This is a genomic window from Pseudomonas sp. 11/12A (assembly GCF_000800055.1).
GTDB lineage: Bacteria > Pseudomonadota > Gammaproteobacteria > Pseudomonadales > Pseudomonadaceae > Aquipseudomonas > Aquipseudomonas mohnii.
In genome coordinates this window covers 71,404-90,057 of the sequence record NZ_JUGV01000001.1, presented here as the reverse complement: position 1 = coordinate 90,057, position 18,654 = coordinate 71,404, and the positions used below count along the sequence as shown (strand labels likewise).

The following is an 18,654-nucleotide window of genomic DNA, read 5'->3' as shown; positions in this document are numbered from 1 at the left end:
TCAGCGCAGCCCCTCCAGCCAGCCATCGAGACTTCTAAAGGCGTCATTGAAGGTGCGATCCAGTTGCAGCGGAGTAATGGACACATAGCCCTGCATGACCGCATGGAAATCAGTGCCCGGGCCACCGTCCTCGGCATCTCCGGCAGCCGCGATCCAGTACCCGGCCTTGCCTCGCGGATCGACCACCTGCATCGGTGCCGCCGCGCGAGCGCGATGGCCCAGACGGGTCAACTGGATGCCGCGTATGTGATCCAGCGGCAAATTCGGAATATTCACGTTCAATACCGTACGCGGAGGAAGATCGAGCTCAGCGTGGGCTTCGACCAGTTTGCGCGCAAAGTACGCCGCCGTAGGAAGGTTCTCGACTTGTCGTGAAACCAACGAAAAGGCGAATGAAGGACGCGCCAGGAAACGCCCTTCGAGCGCCGCCGCCACGGTTCCGGAATACAGGACATCGTCCCCCAGATTGGCGCCCAGGTTGATCCCGGAAACCACCATGTCCGCTTCACGTTCCAGCAAGCCGTTCAGGCCCAAGTGCACACAATCGGTCGGTGTGCCGTTAACGCTGATAAAGCCATTGGCCAGCGTCTGTGGGTGCAACGGACGGTCGAGCGTCAGCGAGCTGCTGGCGCCGCTTTTGTCCTGGTCCGGGGCGATAACCACACATTCGGTGTAATCCGCCAGCGCAGCATAAAGCGCGGCGAGACCGGGTGCGGCTACCCCATCGTCGTTAGAAATCAGAATACGCATGGGCTGTCCGTCTGCCCCACCGGCACCAGATCAACAAGTTCGCGCACCAATACAGTGGCGAAGCATCCGGCCGGCAGGACGAATTCCAGTTGCAGAATGTCAGGCTCGGGATAATGCCACGTCAACCCGGCTATGGGCAGTCGCAGGATGCGACGTTCGTGGCTCATTCCGGCGTTAATCAACCAATCGCGAAGGTCGGCTTCGCGTGCGGCGATTGCCTGCTCCAATTCATGGACAGCGCCCGTGGCCGGCGAGTCACCTTCACCCCACTGCGGGCCGGTCGGATGCAGATCGAGAATCGCCAGACGAGGGTCGCTGCACTCGGCCTCACCGGCCGGAAAGAAGCTGCGGCTATCGGTGAATGCCAGCAAGTCACCCACTTGGGCGCGCTGCCAGGTGCCATCGGCAACACGGGCTGCCAACACCTGGTTGAACAGAAAGCTACGGGCTGTGGAAAGCAGGCGCGAACGAACGTTGCGCTGCTCCGGCAACGCCCTGCGCGCAGCCCAGGCGCGGGCATCGACCACATTGCCGCCGTCGTGCCCGAAGCGCTGCGCCCCGAAATAGTTGGGGATGCCTTGTTGGGCGATCAACTGCAGGCGCTCTTCAATGGCGGCCTTGTCGCCGGCGAACTGCGTCAGGCGCAAAGTAAAGCCATTGGCCGAGTGGGCGCCGCGTTGCAGCTTGCGCTTGTGCCGACTGGTCTTGAGGATTTTCAGCGTGTCGTTTTCTGCCGCCGACAGATCCGGATCGGCCTTGCCCGGCAGTTGAACGCTGAACCACTGGCGGGTCAGCGCCTGGCGATCCTTGAGCCCGGCATAACTGACAGTGCGCAATGAAACGCCGGCTGCCTTGGCGATTCGCCGCGCCGCTTCTTCAGTGTTCAGACCGCGTTTTTCCACCCAGATCCACAGGTGTTCACCGTCACCGCTCAGCGGAATATCAAGGACTTCGTCGACCTGAAAATCTTCCGCGATGGCTTTCAGGACTGCAGTGCCGAGGGCTTCACCATAGGCCCGCGGGCCGAGCAATTGCAGTTCGTTCATGCGCGCAGCAACAAGGCAACGGAGTGCACCGCAATGCCTTCTTCGCGACCGACAAAGCCAAGCTTTTCGGTAGTGGTAGCTTTAACGTTCACTTGATCCAACTCAACTTGAAGATCCGCGGCAATCAGTGCGCGCATCGATTCGATATGCGGGGCCATTTTTGGCGCTTGGGCGACAATGGTGTTATCGACGTTGCCGACTTTCCAGCCCTTGGCGTGGATCAATGCGACGACATGACGCAACAGCCCACGGCTGTCGGTGCCCTTGAATTGCGGGTCGGTGTCCGGGAAATGTTTGCCGATGTCGCCCAGCGCAGCCGCGCCGAGCAAGGCATCGCTCAAGGCGTGCAGCAGGACGTCACCGTCGGAGTGAGCGAGCAGCCCGAAGCCATGTGCAATACGCACGCCGCCCAGAGTGATGAAATCGCCTTCAGCGAAACGGTGCACATCATAGCCGTGGCCAATACGCATAAAAAAACGCCCCGAATTTTGTCAGGGCGTGATTCTACCTGCATTAGGCACCTAGAGCATGCGCGTGATGCCGCAAGTGATCATCGATGAAACTGGCGATGAAGAAATAGCTGTGGTCATAGCCGGGTTGCAGACGCAAGGTCAGCGGATGACCCGCCAGTTTGGTCGCCTGCTGCAAGGCTTCCGGCTTGAGCTGGGTGGCCAGAAAATCATCGCGATCTCCTTGGTCTACCAGCAGCGGCAGCTTCTCGTCGGCCTCGGCAATCAATGCGCAGGCATCCCACTCGCGCCATTTCGAGCGATCTTCCCCGAGGTATCGGGAAAATGCTTTCTGGCCCCAAGGGCAGTCCATCGGATTGTTGATCGGCGAAAACGCTGACACCGAGAGATAGCGCCCAGGATTGCGCAAGGCACAGACCAACGCACCGTGCCCGCCCATGGAGTGACCGCTAATGCCACGTTTGTCGGACGCCGGGAAATGGGCTTCGACCAACGCCGGCAATTCCTGCACGACATAGTCATGCATCCGATAGTGGCGCGACCACGGTTCCTGCGTGGCATTCAGATAAAACCCGGCGCCGAGACCGAAGTCCCAGGCGCCGTCCGGATCGCCCGGTACGTCCGGACCACGGGGACTGGTGTCCGGTGCAACGATGATCAAACCCAGCTCGGCCGCCATGCGCATCGCGCCGGCCTTCTGCATGAAGTTCTCGTCGGTGCAGGTCAGGCCGGACAGCCAATACAGCACCGGCAGTTGGCCACCCTGCTCCGCCTGCGGCGGCAGGTACACGGCAAACACCATGTCGCAGCCGAGCACGTCGGAGCGATGCCGATAACGCTTGTGCCAGCCGCCGAAGCTTTTCTGGCAGGAAATATTTTCCAAACTCATGGGAATCCTCCCAGCAGCAAGCCGCAAGCTTGTAGCTGCAAGTCGAGGCGCGCTCTCTTGCAGCTTATGGCTTGCAGCTTGCTGCCGCTTCTTAGAAATGGATGACGGTGCGGATGCTTTTTCCTTCATGCATCAGGTCGAAAGCCTTGTTGATATCTTCCAGGCCCATGGTGTGGGTGATGAAAGTGTCCAACGGGATTTCGCCGGTTTCAGCCATTTCCACGTAGCTTGGCAATTCGGTACGACCGCGTACGCCACCGAACGCCGAACCGCGCCAGACGCGACCGGTGACCAACTGGAACGGACGGGTGGAGATTTCCTGACCGGCACCGGCGACACCGATGATGACCGACTCGCCCCAACCCTTGTGGCAGCACTCCAGTGCGGCACGCATCAATTGGACATTGCCGATGCATTCGAAGGAGAAGTCGACGCCACCATCGGTCATGTCGACGATGACTTCCTGGATCGGACGGTCGAAGTCTTTCGGGTTCACGCAGTCGGTTGCACCCAGCTGTTTGGCGATCTCGAATTTGGCCGGGTTGATGTCGATGGCGATGATACGAGCAGCCTTGGCTTTGACTGCGCCGATGACAGCCGACAGGCCGATGCCGCCAAGGCCGAAAATGGCCACGGTATCACCGGGTTTCACCTTGGCAGTATTGAGGACTGCGCCGATGCCGGTGGTGACACCGCAACCCAGCAGGCAGACTTTTTCCAGTGGTGCTTCTTTAGCGATCTTGGCGACGGAGATTTCCGGCAGCACGGTGTACTCGGAGAAGGTCGAAGTGCCCATGTAGTGGAAAATCGTTTCGCCCTTGTAGGAAAAACGCGAAGTGCCATCCGGCATCAGGCCTTTGCCCTGAGTCGCGCGAATCGCCTGGCAGAGATTGGTTTTGCCCGACAGACAGAATTTGCACTGACGGCATTCCGGGGTGTACAGCGGGATCACATGGTCACCGACGGCAACGGAGGTCACGCCTTCGCCGATCGCCTCGACAATCGCACCACCTTCATGACCGAGGATCGACGGAAAGATACCTTCCGGGTCGGCACCGGACAGGGTGTAGGCATCGGTATGGCAAACACCGGACGCCACCACACGCAGCAGCACTTCACCGGCCTTGGGCATGGCGACATCGACTTCAACGATCTCCAGAGGTTTCTTGGCCTCGAAGGCAACGGCAGCGCGCGACTTGATCATGGTGATTCTCCAGTGAATAAAAACGAGTCAGGGAGTGTATTACAGCGCCTTACGGTGAATAATCCAGACAAAAGCAAAACATTATTGCCACACAGGGATAATCCGGGATGTCCGACAATCGCTGGGAAGGAATCGACGAATTTGTCGCGGTCGCCGAATGCAGTCAGTTCACCGCTGCCGCCGAACGCCTGGGGGTTTCTTCCTCCCACATCAGTCGACAAATTGTACGCCTGGAAGAACGCCTGCAAACCCGATTGCTTTATCGCAGTACGCGCCGGGTCGCACTGACCGAAGCCGGGCAAACTTTTTTGCAGCATTGCCAGCGTTTACAGGACGGTCGTGAGGAGGCGTTGCGCGCGGTCGGCGACTTGACCAGCGAACCCAAGGGCATGCTGCGCATGACCTGCGCCGTGGCATACGGGGAACGCTTTATCGTGCCGCTGGTGACGAGATTCATGGGGCTCTATCCGCAACTGCGGATCGACATCGAACTGAGCAACCGGCAACTCGATCTGGTGCATGAAGGCCTGGACCTGGCCATCCGCCTGGGTCGCCTGCAGGACTCGCGACTGGTCGCCACCCGCCTCGCACCACGACGCATGTTTCTTTGCGCGTCACCTTCCTACCTGGAGCGCTATGGCCGGCCCCACAGTTTGTCGGAGTTGAGCCGTCACAATTGCCTGATCGGCAGTTCCGATCTCTGGCAACTCGAACAGAACGGGCGGGAATTTTCCCAACGAGTCCAGGGAAACTGGCGTTGCAACAGTGGGCAAGCGGTGCTGGATGCGGCACTTCAGGGCGTAGGGTTATGCCAGCTGCCGGATTATTACGTGCTGGAACATCTGAAAAGCGGTGCACTGATTTCGCTATTGGAGGCGCATCAGCCGCCGAATACGGCCGTGTGGGCGCTTTATCCACAGCAACGGCATCTGTCGCCCAAGGTGCGCAAACTGGTCGATTATCTGAAGGAAGGATTGGCGGAAAGACCCGAATACCGGGGTTAGGGATCGTCTAGCCTCGGTTAGCCCAGCGCTGACGCAACCATTCCAGATCTTCGGGGCGCGTGACCTTGAGGTTATCGGCGCGCCCTTCGATCAGGCGCGGCGCCATCCCCGCCCACTCCATGGCCGAAGCTTCGTCGGTGATGATGGCGTCGGCCACCAGGCTGTCCGCCAGCGCGCGATGCAATGCGCCAAGACGGAACATTTGCGGCGTATAGGCTTGCCAGATCACGCTGCGATCCACGGTTTCAACCACACGACCCTGCTTGTCGACCCGCTTCAAGGTATCCCGTGCCGGCACCGCCAGCAGTCCACCCACCGGATCATCCGCCAGATCGCCCAGCAACTTGTCCAGATCATCGCGACTCAGATTGGGCCGTGCGGCATCGTGCACCAACACCCAATCCTCGTCATCCGCACCCAACGCATGCAAATGCAACAGCGCATTGAGTACCGATCCGGAACGTTCAGCACCGCCATCAACGCGTTGAATGCGCCGATCGGAAGCACACGCCAGGTTCGGCCAATAAGGATCGTCAACCGCAAGACTGACCACCAATCCCTTAAGAGATGGGTGATCAAGGAAACAGCCGAGGCTGTGTTCGAGAATAGTGCGCCCGCCCAATTGCAAGTATTGCTTGGGACGGTCCGCGGCCATACGGGCACCGACGCCCGCGGCAGGAATCACGGCCCAGAAGGCCGGTAGAGACAAATTCATTGTGCCAACTGGTAAAGGGTTTCACCGTCCTTGACCATGCCCAGCTCATGGCGAGCCCGCTCTTCAACGGTCTCCATGCCCTTTTTCAACTCGCTGACTTCAGCGTCCATCACCCGATTGCGCTCCAGCAAAGACTCGTTCTCAGCGTGCTGATCCGCGATCTGCTGAGTCAGTTCGGCCACTTGCGCCAGGCTGCCATTACCCACCCACAGGCGGTACTGCAGGCCAGCCAGCAGCAGGAGCAAGACGAGGAACAACCAATTGGGACTGCGCATCGAATATCAGGTATCCAGTGAAAAAAGACAGCCATACCAAAACATGAAGCTACTGATAGCACGAAGCCTGGATGAACCAGGCTTGTGCTAATAAGGCATCAGATTAGTGCTAAAAACGTCGCCGTAGCGATTTTTCCGACACAATCCGGTGTCTTTTTTTTGTAGCGATTAGCCGCGGAATTCGCTGCGGCCGTTGTACTTGGCTTTGCCGTTCAACTGCTCTTCGATACGCAGCAGTTGGTTGTACTTGGAAACGCGATCGGAACGGCACAGGGAGCCGGTCTTGATCTGGCCAACCGAGGTGCCCACAGCCAGGTCGGCAATGGTCGAATCTTCAGTTTCGCCGGAACGGTGCGAGATCACCGCGGTGTAACCAGCGGCCTTGGCCATCTGGATGGCTTCCAGGGTTTCGGTCAGGGTGCCGATCTGGTTGAACTTGATCAGGATCGAGTTGGCGATCTTCTTGTCGATGCCTTCTTTCAGGATCTTGGTGTTGGTCACGAACAGGTCGTCGCCTACCAGTTGGGTCTTCTCGCCGATCTTGTCGGTGAGGATTTTCCAGCCAGCCCAGTCGGACTCGTCCAGGCCGTCTTCGATGGAGATGATTGGGTAACGCTCGGTCAGACCTTTGAGGTAATCAGCGAAACCTTCAGCGGTGAAGACCTGGCCTTCGCCGGACAGGTTGTATTTACCGTCTTCGTAGAATTCGCTGGCCGCGCAGTCCAGGGCCAGGGTCACATCGGTGCCCAGCTTGTAACCGGCATTGGCCACGGCTTCGGAGATCACTTTCAAAGCGTCTTCGTTGGAAGCCAGGTTAGGCGCGAAACCACCTTCGTCACCGACCGCAGTGCTCAGGCCACGGGCTTTCAGCACGGCTTTGAGGTGATGGAAAATCTCGGTGCCCATGCGCAGACCTTCCGAGAAAGTCTTGGCGCCAACTGGCTGAACCATGAATTCCTGGATGTCGACGTTGTTGTCGGCGTGCTCGCCACCGTTGATGATGTTCATCATCGGGACCGGCATCGAGTAGACACCCGGGGTGCCGTTCAGGTTGGCGATGTGAGCGTACAGCGGCAGATCCTGGTCCTGTGCAGCTGCCTTGGCGGCGGCCAGGGAAACGGCGAGGATCGCGTTGGCGCCCAGGGTTGCCTTGTTTTCAGTACCGTCGAGCTTGATCATCGCCAGATCCAGCGCTTTCTGGTCGCTTGGGTCAGTGCCTTTCAACAGGTCACGGATCGGACCGTTGATGTTGGCAACGGCCTTGAGTACGCCCTTGCCCAGGTAACGGCTCTTGTCGCCATCACGCAGCTCGAGCGCTTCACGCGAGCCAGTGGAAGCACCGGACGGCGCGCAGGCGCTGCCGATGATGCCGTTGTCGAGAAGCACATCCGCTTCCACGGTGGGATTGCCACGGGAGTCGAGAACTTCACGACCTTTGATGTCGACGATTTTAGCCATTGTTGTAAACACTCCAAAGTTGACGAAAACGACGCAGCTGTAGGAAATCTTTGATCGTCGGCAAGCGATGTGCAGCGGGCAGACTTGCAGACGATAAAGCTCAGACCCGAGGGCCTGAGCGTTAAATCGTGCGGTACTTTACCGGAGAATTGAGGATTACGCGGTTTCTACCGTCGGAAAACTCTTCACCAATTCGTCCAGCGCCTTGAGCTGGGCCAGGAATGGCTCCAGTTTATCCAGACGCAGGGCGCAAGGGCCGTCGCACTTGGCGTTGTCCGGGTCCGGGTGGGCTTCCAGGAACAGGCCAGCCAGGGACTGACTCATGCCTGCCTTGGCCAGATCGGTGACTTGGGCGCGACGACCACCGGCGGAATCGGCGCGACCACCCGGCATCTGCAGGGCGTGGGTTACGTCGAAGAACACCGGATATTCGAACTGCTTCATGATGCCGAAGCCGAGCATGTCGACGACCAGGTTGTTGTAGCCAAAACTCGAACCGCGCTCGCAGAGGATCAACTGATCATTACCGGCCTCCACGCACTTGTTCAGGATGTGTTTCATTTCCTGAGGCGCGAGGAATTGAGCTTTCTTGATGTTGATCACGGCACCGGTCTTGGCCATCGCGACCACCAGGTCGGTCTGGCGCGACAGGAAGGCCGGCAGCTGAATGATGTCGCAAACTTCAGCAACGACCGCGGCCTGATCCGGCTCATGGACATCGGTGATGACCGGCACGCCAAAGGCCTGCTTGATGTCCTGGAAAATCCGCATGCCCTCTTCCAGGCCGGGGCCTCGGTAAGAGGTCACGGAGGAGCGGTTAGCCTTGTCGAAACTGGCCTTGAACACGTAAGGGATACCGAGTTTCTCGGTAACCTTCACGTATTCTTCGCAGACCTGCATCGCCATGTCGCGGCTTTCCAGCACGTTCATGCCACCGAACAGCACCATTGGCTTGTCGTTGGCAATCTCGATATCACCTACACGGATGATCTTCTGCGCCATAAGGTTCAAGCCTTCTTCTGGTGTTGAGCCAAGGCGGCCTTGACGAAACCACTGAACAACGGGTGACCGTCGCGAGGTGTCGAGGTGAACTCAGGGTGGAACTGGCAGGCGACGAACCACGGATGATCCGGTGCTTCAACCACCTCGACCAGCGCGCCATCACCGGAACGACCGGAGATTTTCAGGCCGGCTTCGATGATTTGCGGCAGCAGGTTGTTGTTCACTTCATAGCGGTGACGGTGACGCTCGACGATCACGTCCTTGCCGTAGCAATCGTGAACCAGGGAACCCGGTTCCAGTAGGCAGTCTTGCGCGCCGAGGCGCATGGTGCCGCCCAGATCGGACGCTTCGGTACGGATTTCGACGGCACCGGTGGCATCTTCCCACTCGGTGATCAGGCCCACGACCGGGTGGCCGCTGGCGCGATCGAATTCGGTGGAGTTGGCGTCTTTCCAGCCCATGACGTTACGAGCGAACTCGATCACGGCCACCTGCATGCCCAGGCAGATACCCAGGTATGGCACTTTGTTTTCGCGAGCGTATTGAACGGCAGTGATCTTGCCTTCCACGCCACGCAGGCCGAAACCACCCGGCACCAGGATTGCGTCGACACCTTCGAGCAGCGCGGTGCCCTGGTTTTCGATGTCTTCGGAATCGATGTAGCGCAGGTTGACCTTGGTACGGTTGCTGATGCCGGCATGACTCATCGCTTCGATCAGCGATTTGTAGGCGTCCAGCAGCTCCATGTACTTGCCGACCATCGCGATGGTGACTTCGTGCTCCGGGTTCAGCTTGGCGTCAACCACGGCGTCCCACTCGGACAGATCGGCGCCGCCGCATTGCAGGCCGAAACGCTCGACGACGAAATCGTCCAGACCCTGGGAGTGCAGAATGCCCGGGATCTTGTAGATGGTGTCGGCGTCTTCCAGCGCGATCACCGCACGCTCTTCAACGTTGGTGAATTGCGCGATCTTGCGACGGGAAGACAGATCGATCGGATGATCGGAACGGCAAACCAGCACGTCAGGTTGCAGGCCGATGGAGCGCAGCTCCTTGACCGAGTGCTGGGTTGGCTTGGTTTTGGTTTCGCCGGCAGTGGCGATGTACGGCACCAGCGTCAGGTGCATCAGCATCGCGCGCTTGGCGCCGACTTCGAAACGCAACTGGCGGATGGCTTCGAGGAACGGTTGGGATTCGATGTCACCCACGGTGCCGCCAATCTCGACCATCGCCACGTCGGCATCGCCGGCGCCCTTGATGATGCGGCGCTTGATTTCGTCGGTGATGTGCGGGATGACCTGGATGGTCGCCCCCAGGTAGTCACCACGGCGCTCTTTGCGCAGCACGTGTTCGTAAACGCGTCCAGTGGTGAAGTTGTTATTCTGGGTCATGGTCGTGCGGATGAACCGCTCGTAATGGCCCAGGTCCAGGTCGGTCTCGGCGCCGTCGTGGGTGACGAACACCTCACCGTGCTGGAACGGGCTCATGGTGCCCGGGTCGACGTTGATGTACGGGTCCAGCTTCAGCATGGTGACCTTAAGTCCCCGCGCCTCCAGGATGGCCGCCAATGATGCCGATGCAATGCCTTTCCCCAATGAAGAAACAACACCGCCCGTGACGAATATGTAGCGCGTCATGAAAAACCCTAGAAGTCTGCGTTAAAGCGGTCCGAGCCGCCGGGGAAAGCGAAGGAAGGCCGAAGCCCCCGATCACCTGCATTAATCACAGTGCACCTTTCAAAAAAACCGCCGCGTTGGGACAGACCGGAAGATGAAACACCGGTACGTTGCTCGCTACACATTTTTTGGAATCGCCCAGCAAAGACTGCTTGGTAATCGGCAACTCCTGCAATTCAGGCGAATCCACAGAAGTTGTATCAAGAAGGGAGCGTAGTCTACCGGAAAGCCCCTTTCATCTCAAACCTTGATCCTCGTCAGGCGGCTGCCAATGTAAATTCCAGCTTCCCGCCGCCGCGCCATCGAGCCCCGGCAGGTTCGCTACCGCCAGCAATTGCTGACCTTTGAACAGCAGCGGCAATCTGCCGCGCACGAACAACGGTACAGCGCATTCGTTAAGCAAACGCTTCAGATCGCGATGCCCCCGACCTGGCAAATCCATCACTTCTCCACCTTCACGATAGCGGATATGCAGCGGACCCTCCGGGATTGCCCCGGTGATTTTCAGCACTCCATTTTCGGGCAAGGCCAGAGGAGACGCTGGGTCCAGCCATGCCCCGACAGCGGGGCAAGCGCGCAACCAGTGGCCGGTCAGCCACCAGATGCGGCCGCCAGACCGATGCAATTCGCCATCGGCCAACCGCCAGACCGGACGGGCATCACCCGCCGCATCGCGTAAATCTTGCCAACCCGACCAATGGTCGGTGTCCGGTAGCCCTGTCAGCGACTCGAGCCAATGGCCAAGCGCATTGCGTTGACGCGCGGCGGAGAGTTTCTGCAGTGCTGCCAACTCCAGCGATGGCAACTTGAGCCACTTGAAAGGACTGTCCGTGCTGGCGTCGAGCAGATCCATTTGTGCCAGGTCGTCGAGCAATCCCTGCGCCTCGCTCAGATGCGCAGCGCTGCGGGCCATGGTCGCGGCGGCCTGCGGCCACCGCGCGGTCAATGCGGGGAACACTTGATGACGCAGGTAATTGCGCGAGAAATGTCGATCCTGGTTGGAAGGATCCTCGATCCAGCTCAATTGATGCTTGGCCGCATAGGCTTCCAGATCGGCGCGAGTCGCCTCCAGCAGGGGCCGCAACAGATAGCCGTTACCCAGCCGACGCTGGCGAGGCATTCCCGACAGACCTCGCACCCCGGCCCCACGCAACAAACGGAAAAGCAGGGTTTCGGCCTGATCATCACGATGCTGACCGGTCAACAGAACGTCGTTGACCCCGGTAACCTCGACGAACGCGCCATAACGGGCATCCCGGGCCGCACGCTCAAGACTGGCGCCGGGCTGCACTTGCACACGGACAACCCGCAACGGTACGCCCAGCGCCGCGCACAACGACCGACAATGGTCCGGCCAGGCTTCAGCCACAGCCTGAAGACCATGATGAACATGAATGGCACTTAATGGCGGCAGGGATTCGGTTTTCGCGAGTGTTGCGAGAAGGTGCAGCAGGACAGTGGAGTCAAGCCCCCCGGAGAAGGCGATGCGCCAGGTTTTGGCGTTGCGCCAGGGCGCGAGATTCAGGAGAAGTCTGGTTGGCAGATCACTATTGGACTGGCTCATATCCTTCATTCACACAAATCAAATGTGGGAGCGAGCTTGCTCGCGATAGCGGTATAACAGGCGACGGATTGGTCGAATGTTAAGCCCCATCGCGAGCTGGCTCGCCCCCACAGGGTAGAGCGAACAGCGCGGTCAGATCAGAGACCGTAGCTCATCAGACGCTCGTAACGACGGGCCAGCAGCGCCTTGTGGTCGAGCTTCTTCAGCATCCCCAGTTGCGAGCTCAGCTCGGCACGGATATTTGCAGCTGCCGCCGCTGGATCACGGTGCGCACCGCCCAAAGGCTCGCTGATCACTTTGTCCACGATGCCCAGGCCTTTCAGGCGCTCGGCGGTGATACCCATGGCTTCAGCGGCGTCCGGTGCTTTCTCGGCGGTTTTCCACAGAATCGAAGCGCAACCTTCCGGAGAGATCACCGCATAGGTCGAGTACTGCAGCATGTTCAAATGATCGCAAACGCCGATCGCCAAAGCACCACCGGAACCACCTTCACCGATCACGGTGGCGATGATTGGGGTTTTCAGGCGAGCCATGACCCGCAGGTTCCAGGCAATGGCTTCGCTCTGGTTGCGCTCTTCAGCGTCGATGCCAGGGTAAGCGCCCGGCGTGTCGATGAAGGTCAGGATCGGCATCTTGAAGCGTTCGGCCATTTCCATCAGGCGGCAGGCCTTGCGGTAGCCTTCCGGACGCGGCATGCCGAAGTTGCGGCGAACCTTTTCGCGCACTTCGCGGCCTTTCTGGTGACCGATCACCATCACTGGCTGGTCATCCAGGCGGGCGATACCGCCTACGATGGCGGCGTCGTCGGAGAAGTGGCGGTCACCGTGCAACTCATCGAACTCGGTGAAGATGTGTTCGATGTAGTCCAGGGTGTAAGGGCGACGCGGGTGACGCGCCAGACGCGCGATCTGCCAGCTGGTCAGCTTGCCGAAGATATCTTCGGTCAGCGTGCTGCTTTTGTCCTGCAGGCGGGAGATCTCATCGCCGATATTCAGCGAATTGTCATTACCGACCAAGCGCAACTCTTCGATCTTGGCTTGCAGGTCGGCGATCGGCTGTTCGAAATCTAGAAAATTCGGGTTCATAGGCGTCCGTCTTGGGTCGACGTCCAAGAGAGCTTGGGCCGGCCGGTTGTCTATTCGCGCCCTACCTTAAGGGACAGGCGCGTTCAGGTCGAGATTAAAAATTCAGGTCAAGGCCAGGGCCATCCAACAGCACTGACCGTCAACGGTATTGGAGGAAGACGTTGTCTCGCCCGAACTGGTCACGCAGGGCTTGAATCAACGCATCCGCCGGATCGATTCGCCAGCCTTCACCGAACTGCAGCAAGGCTTTCGCATCGGGACTGGTGTAGTCCATGGTGATCGGGCACGCACCACGGTGGCGCTTGAGCAGCTCACCCAGCCAGCGTAGCTGATCACCTTTCAAATCTTTGGCGTGCAACTTCAGGCGCAGGCTCTCAGCCAGGTTGGTACGCGCATCTTCCATGCTCATCACCCGCTTCACCCGCAACCTCAGGCCGCCGGAGAAATCATCGTTGCTGACTTCGCCTTCGACTACCACCATTGCATCAGTCTGCAACAGCGATTGCGCGGAATGGAACGCATCGGCAAACAACGATGCCTCGATCCGCCCGGAACGGTCATCAAGGGTGATGAACCCCATTTTGTCGCCCTTTTTGTTCTTCATCACCCGTAGGGCGATGATCATGCCGGCGACCGTCTGGGTATCGCGCGCAGGCTTGAGATCGATGATGCGCTGACGGGCGAAACGGCGTATTTCACCTTCGTATTCGTCGATCGGGTGACCGGTCAGGTACAGGCCCAGGGTATCTTTTTCCCCTTTCAACCGCTCCTTGAGGGTCAGCTCCTTGGCTCTGCGATGGTTGGCGTAAACATCGGCATCTTCTTCGACGAACAGACCGCCAAACAGGTCGGCATGGCCACTGTCGTGGGTACGGGCAGTCTGCTCGGCAGCCTTGATCGCCTCTTCCATCGCGGTCAGCAGGACGGCACGGTTACGGTCGATATTGGCTTGATAAGCCTTCGGCTCATCGTGGAAGTACGGGCCAAGACGATCCAGCGCTCCGCTGCGGATCAAGCCGTCGAGGGTGCGTTTGTTGATGCGCTTGAGGTCGACCCGGGCGCAGAAATCGAACAGATCCTTGAACGGCCCCTCCAGGCGCGCTTCGGTGATCGCTTCGACCGGCCCCTCGCCCACGCCCTTGATCGCGCCCAATCCGTAAATGATCCGGCCTTCGTCGTTCACCGTGAACTTGAACTCTGAAGTGTTCACATCCGGTGCGTCGAGGCGCAGCTTCATCGTGCGCACTTCCTCGATCAAGGTCACGACCTTGTCGGTGTTGTGCATATCCGCCGAAAGCACCGCCGCCATGAACGGCGCCGGGTAGTGCGTTTTGAGCCATGCCGTCTGGTACGAGACCAGACCATAAGCCGCGGAGTGGGATTTGTTGAAGCCGTAACCGGCGAATTTTTCCACCAGGTCGAAGATGTTACCGGCGAGGTCGGCATCGATATTGTTGGTGGCGCAACCTTCAATGAAGCCGCCACGCTGCTTGGCCATTTCTTCGGGCTTTTTCTTACCCATCGCCCGACGCAGCATGTCTGCACCGCCGAGGGTGTAGCCGGCCATGACCTGGGCAATCTGCATCACCTGTTCCTGATACAGGATGATGCCGTAAGTCGGCGCCAATACGGGCTTGAGCCCTTCGTACTGGTAATCCGAGTGCGGGTATGCCAGTTCGGCACGACCGTGTTTACGGTTGATGAAGTCGTCCACCATGCCCGATTGCAGCGGGCCAGGACGGAACAGGGCCACCAGTGCGATCAAGTCTTCCAGGCAGTCGGGCTTGAGCTTCTTGATCAGCTCTTTCATGCCACGGGATTCGAGCTGGAACACCGCCGTGGTTTCGGCTTTTTGCAGCAGCGTGTAGGTCGGCTTGTCGTCCAGCGGGATAAACGCGATATCCAGCGGCGGCTCGTTGACCTTGGCGCGGTCGCGGTTGATGGTTTTCAGGGCCCAGTCGATGATCGTCAAGGTCCGCAGGCCCAGGAAGTCGAACTTCACCAGCCCGGCGGCTTCAACGTCGTCCTTGTCGAACTGGGTCACCAGGCCATCGCCCGCTTCATCGCAATAGATCGGCGAGAAATCGGTCAATTTGGTCGGAGCGATCACCACACCACCGGCGTGCTTGCCGACGTTACGCACAACGCCTTCGAGCTTGCGGGCCATCTCCCAGATTTCAGCGGCTTCTTCATCGACCTTGATGAAGTCACGCAGAATTTCTTCCTGTTCGTAGGCCTTTTCCAGGGTCATGCCGACTTCGAACGGAATCATCTTCGACAGACGATCCGCCAGGCCATAAGACTTGCCCTGCACCCGCGCCACGTCACGCACCACCGCCTTTGCCGCCATCGAACCGAAGGTGATGATCTGGCTTACCGCGTTGCGGCCGTATTTTTCGGCCACATAGTCGATCACCCGATCGCGCCCGTCCATGCAGAAGTCGACGTCGAAGTCGGGCATGGAGACCCGTTCCGGGTTAAGGAAACGTTCGAACAGCAGGTCATATTCCAGCGGGTCGAGGTCGGTGATCTTCTGTACATAAGCCACCAGCGATCCGGCACCCGATCCACGGCCTGGCCCCACCGGCACACCGTTGTTCTTGGCCCATTGGATAAAGTCCATCACGATCAGGAAATAACCGGGGAATCCCATCTGGATGATGATATCCAGCTCGAAATTCAGCCGGTCGACATAGACCTGACGCTTGGCCTCGTAGTCTTCAGTGGTGTCCTTGGGCAGCAGGACCGCGAGACGCTCCTCAAGGCCATCGAACGAGACTTTGCGGAAATACTCGTCGATGGTCATGCCATCGGGAATCGGGAAGTTGGGCAGGAAGTGCGTGCCCAGCTTGACTTCGATGTTGCAGCGTTTGGCGATCTCGACCGTGTTTTCCAGCGCTTCGGGAATATCGCTGAACAGCTCGGCCATTTCCTCGGCGCTTTTAAGGTACTGCTGATCGCTGTAATTCTTCGAACGCCGCGGATCGTCCAGCGCGCGGCCCTCACCGATGCAAACGCGAGTTTCGTGGGCGGCGAAGTCTTCCTGCTTGATGAAGCGCACATCGTTGGTCGCCACCAGCGGCGCACCGATTTTCTCGGCCAGCGCCACGGCACCGTGCAGTTGCTCTTCGTCGTTGGGGCGATTGGTACGCTGGATTTCCAGATAGAAGCGGTCCGGGAACACCTCCATCCATTCGCGCGCCAAGGTTTCGGCTTCGTCCGGGTTGCCACTGAGCATCGCCTGGCCGATCTCGCCTTCTTTCGCCGCCGACAGCATGATCAAGCCTGCGCTGGCTTCAGCGACCCACTCGCGCTCGATGATGATCGAACCGTTGCGCTGGCCGTCGATAAAGCCGCGGGAAATCAGCTCGGTGAGGTTGCGATAACCTTCGGCGTTCATCACCAGCAGGCTGATCCGGCTCAGCGGATTGTCCGGATCCTTGTTCGACAACCACAGGTCGGCGCCACAGATCGGCTTGATTCCCGCGCCCATGGCGGCTTTATAGAATTTGACCAGGGAACACATGTTGTTCTGATCGGTGACCGCAACGGCAGGCATGTTCATGCCGACCAGGGTCTTGACCAGCGGCTTGATCCGCACCAGACCGTCGACCAGGGAATATTCAGTGTGCAGGCGTAGATGAACGAATGAAGCCGGCATAGTGATCCTGTCTAGAAACTAGAAACGTGAAGACAACAAGGCCCGGATTGTACCGGGCCTTGGCAAAAAAAATCAGCCTTGCCGCTAACTCTCGATCAGGCGTTCCCGCGCCTCATACGCCAGGCGCACCGGGGCAAACGAGCGCCGATGGATCGGGGTCGGCCCCAGACGAGCGAGCGCTTCAAGATGGACTGGCGTCGGGTAACCTTTATGCCCGCCAATGCCGTAGCCGGGATAAATCAATTCGAACGCAGCCATTTCACGGTCACGACTGACCTTGGCCAGAATCGATGCAGCCGCGATGGCCGGCACCTTGCCATCACCCTGCACCACCGCTTCGGCGCGCATCGGCAATTTTGGGCAACGATTACCGTCGATCATCGCGAGTTTCGGCTGTATATGCAGCCCTGCTACCGCGCGCTGCATGGCCAGCATGGTGGCATGGAGTATGTTCAGCTCGTCGATCTCTTCGACTTCCGCGCGGGCGATGCACCAGCTCAGGGCTTTCTCGCAGATTTCATCGTAGAGTTTTTCCCGGCGAGCTTCGGTGAGCTTCTTCGAGTCATTCAAGCCGAGAATCGGACGGTTCGGATCAAGGATCACAGCCGCAGTCACCACGGCGCCACAGAGCGGGCCGCGACCGACCTCGTCGACGCCGGCAACCAACTCTTCCACTTCAGCGACCAAGGTGAAATCCAGCCCCATCTGCATGCTTGTTTTACTCATTGTGCTTGGCCGATCAAATTCAGCACCGCATCCGCCGCCTGATTAGAGGCATCCAGACGCAAGGTACGGTGGATTTCGTCAAAGCCGCGAGTTTGCTCTTCCCCACCCTCGATCAGCGGCGACAGGGTCTGGGCCAGCGCTTCGACCGTTGCATCGTCTTGCAGCAACTCGGGCACCAGCAGTCGCTGGGCCAGCAGGTTCGGCAAGGAGACGTAGGGGCTTTTCACCATCCGCTTGAGAATCCAGAACGTCAGCGGCGCCAAGCGATAAGCGACCACCATTGGGCGTTTGTACAACAGGGCTTCAAGCGTTGCCGTTCCGGACGCGATCAGCACTGCGTTACACGCGGCCAAGGCCAGGTGGGACTTGCCATCGAGCAAGGTCAGCGGCAGATCGCGGCCGACCAACAGCTCTTCAAGCTGCGCGCGACGCTGCGGGTTGGCACACGGCAAGACAAACCGCACGCCAGGACGCAGTGCCCGCAGGCGCTGGGCCGTGTCGAGAAACAATGCACCCAGACGGCCTACTTCGCCGCCGCGACTGCCGGGCATCAGCGCGACCAACGGCCCGTCAGGCAATCCAAGCTCGGCCCGCGCTGCGGCACGGTCGGCCTCGAGCGGAATGGCATCGGCCAGGGTGTGCCCGACAAACCGCACTGGCACGCCCTTCTCTTCATAGAACTTTGCTTCAAACGGAAACAGCGTCAGCATCAGGTCGCAACCTTCACGAATCTTCAGCACACGCTTCTGTCGCCAAGCCCAGACCGACGGACTGACGTAATGCACGGTCTTGATCCCGGCCTGACGCAGCTTGAGTTCGATATTGAGATTGAAATCCGGGGCATCGATTCCGATGAACACGTCCGGCTTTGCGGCAATCAGGTCTGCGACCAGTTTCTTGCGACGTGCCAGCAATTCGCGCAATCGGCCAAGGACCTCCACCAGGCCCATGACCGACAGGCGCTCCATCGGGAAGTATGAGGTCAAACCTTCAGCCTGCATCAGCGGACCACCGACACCGATGAATTCGATTGCCGGGTGTTGAGCCCTGAGCGCACGCATCAGCCCCGCGCCCAGAATGTCACCGGAAGCCTCACCCGCCACCAGCGCAATACGCAGATTGGCCATGA

At 59.2% G+C, this 18,654-nt stretch carries 16 protein-coding genes; 1 reads left to right on the top strand and 15 read right to left on the bottom strand.

The window, feature by feature from the left end; all coding sequences use genetic code 11:
- The 5 genes from surE to GQ39_RS00380 all read right to left on the bottom strand — a co-directional run bounded on the left by surE (window position 1) and on the right by GQ39_RS00380 (window position 4,359).
- Complete coding sequence (gene surE / locus GQ39_RS00400; RefSeq protein WP_047526347.1) at window positions 1–750, bottom strand: 5'/3'-nucleotidase SurE; 750 nt, start codon at window positions 748–750, stop codon at window positions 1–3.
- The gene (gene truD / locus GQ39_RS00395; protein ID WP_047526345.1) at window positions 738–1,796 is read right to left on the bottom strand and encodes a tRNA pseudouridine(13) synthase TruD; all 1,059 of its coding nucleotides are present in this window, start codon (window positions 1,794–1,796) and stop codon (window positions 738–740) included. The genes surE and truD overlap by 13 nt, the downstream gene beginning before the upstream one ends.
- Window positions 1,793–2,266 (bottom strand): 2-C-methyl-D-erythritol 2,4-cyclodiphosphate synthase, encoded by a 474-nt coding sequence (gene ispF / locus GQ39_RS00390; protein ID WP_047526344.1) that lies wholly within the window; start codon window positions 2,264–2,266, stop codon window positions 1,793–1,795. The genes truD and ispF overlap by 4 nt, the downstream gene beginning before the upstream one ends.
- A gap of 43 nt (window positions 2,267–2,309) precedes the next feature.
- Window positions 2,310–3,161: an S-formylglutathione hydrolase gene (gene fghA, locus GQ39_RS00385; protein WP_161793948.1), complete on the bottom strand. Its 852-nt coding sequence runs from the start codon at window positions 3,159–3,161 to the stop codon at window positions 2,310–2,312.
- 85 nt (window positions 3,162–3,246) lie between these two features.
- Window positions 3,247–4,359, bottom strand: coding sequence for an S-(hydroxymethyl)glutathione dehydrogenase/class III alcohol dehydrogenase (locus GQ39_RS00380; protein ID WP_047526341.1), 1,113 nt, complete (start codon window positions 4,357–4,359; stop codon window positions 3,247–3,249).
- A gap of 107 nt (window positions 4,360–4,466) precedes the next feature.
- Between GQ39_RS00380 and GQ39_RS00375 the strand changes: the two genes are divergently transcribed.
- Entirely contained in the window at window positions 4,467–5,363 is an 897-nt protein-coding gene (locus GQ39_RS00375; RefSeq protein ID WP_047526339.1) for a LysR substrate-binding domain-containing protein, read from the top strand.
- A 7-nt stretch (window positions 5,364–5,370) separates the two neighbouring features.
- On the opposite strand, the gene ispD is transcribed toward GQ39_RS00375, so the two are convergent.
- The 10 genes from ispD to lpxB form a co-directional block, all read right to left on the bottom strand.
- Window positions 5,371–6,078: a 2-C-methyl-D-erythritol 4-phosphate cytidylyltransferase gene (ispD, locus tag GQ39_RS00370; protein WP_047526338.1), complete on the bottom strand. Its 708-nt coding sequence runs from the start codon at window positions 6,076–6,078 to the stop codon at window positions 5,371–5,373.
- Window positions 6,075–6,353, bottom strand: a complete 279-nt coding sequence (ftsB, locus tag GQ39_RS00365; protein WP_047526337.1) for a cell division protein FtsB — start codon at window positions 6,351–6,353, stop codon at window positions 6,075–6,077. The genes ispD and ftsB overlap by 4 nt, the downstream gene beginning before the upstream one ends.
- A 168-nt stretch (window positions 6,354–6,521) precedes the next feature.
- Entirely contained in the window at window positions 6,522–7,811 is a 1,290-nt protein-coding gene (eno, locus tag GQ39_RS00360; protein WP_047526335.1) for a phosphopyruvate hydratase, read from the bottom strand.
- A 156-nt stretch (window positions 7,812–7,967) separates the two neighbouring features.
- Window positions 7,968–8,813, bottom strand: coding sequence for a 3-deoxy-8-phosphooctulonate synthase (gene kdsA, locus GQ39_RS00355; protein WP_047526334.1), 846 nt, complete (start codon window positions 8,811–8,813; stop codon window positions 7,968–7,970).
- Window positions 8,814–8,818: 5 nt separating this feature from the next.
- Window positions 8,819–10,450, bottom strand: coding sequence for a CTP synthase (locus GQ39_RS00350; protein ID WP_047526333.1), 1,632 nt, complete (start codon window positions 10,448–10,450; stop codon window positions 8,819–8,821).
- A gap of 274 nt (window positions 10,451–10,724) precedes the next feature.
- Window positions 10,725–12,053, bottom strand: a complete 1,329-nt coding sequence (gene tilS, locus GQ39_RS00345) for a tRNA lysidine(34) synthetase TilS (protein WP_047526332.1) — start codon at window positions 12,051–12,053, stop codon at window positions 10,725–10,727.
- A 137-nt stretch (window positions 12,054–12,190) separates the two neighbouring features.
- On the bottom strand, window positions 12,191–13,138 hold the full coding sequence (locus GQ39_RS00340; RefSeq protein ID WP_047526331.1) for an acetyl-CoA carboxylase carboxyltransferase subunit alpha: 948 nt from the start codon (window positions 13,136–13,138) through the stop codon (window positions 12,191–12,193).
- A 139-nt stretch (window positions 13,139–13,277) separates the two neighbouring features.
- Window positions 13,278–16,799: a DNA polymerase III subunit alpha gene (dnaE, locus tag GQ39_RS00335; protein WP_047526330.1), complete on the bottom strand. Its 3,522-nt coding sequence runs from the start codon at window positions 16,797–16,799 to the stop codon at window positions 13,278–13,280.
- A gap of 84 nt (window positions 16,800–16,883) precedes the next feature.
- Window positions 16,884–17,510, bottom strand: coding sequence for a ribonuclease HII (gene rnhB / locus GQ39_RS00330; protein ID WP_047526329.1), 627 nt, complete (start codon window positions 17,508–17,510; stop codon window positions 16,884–16,886).
- An 11-nt stretch (window positions 17,511–17,521) separates the two neighbouring features.
- Window positions 17,522–18,652: a lipid-A-disaccharide synthase gene (lpxB, locus tag GQ39_RS00325; RefSeq protein ID WP_047526327.1), complete on the bottom strand. Its 1,131-nt coding sequence runs from the start codon at window positions 18,650–18,652 to the stop codon at window positions 17,522–17,524.
- Window positions 18,653–18,654: the final 2 nt, after the last annotated feature.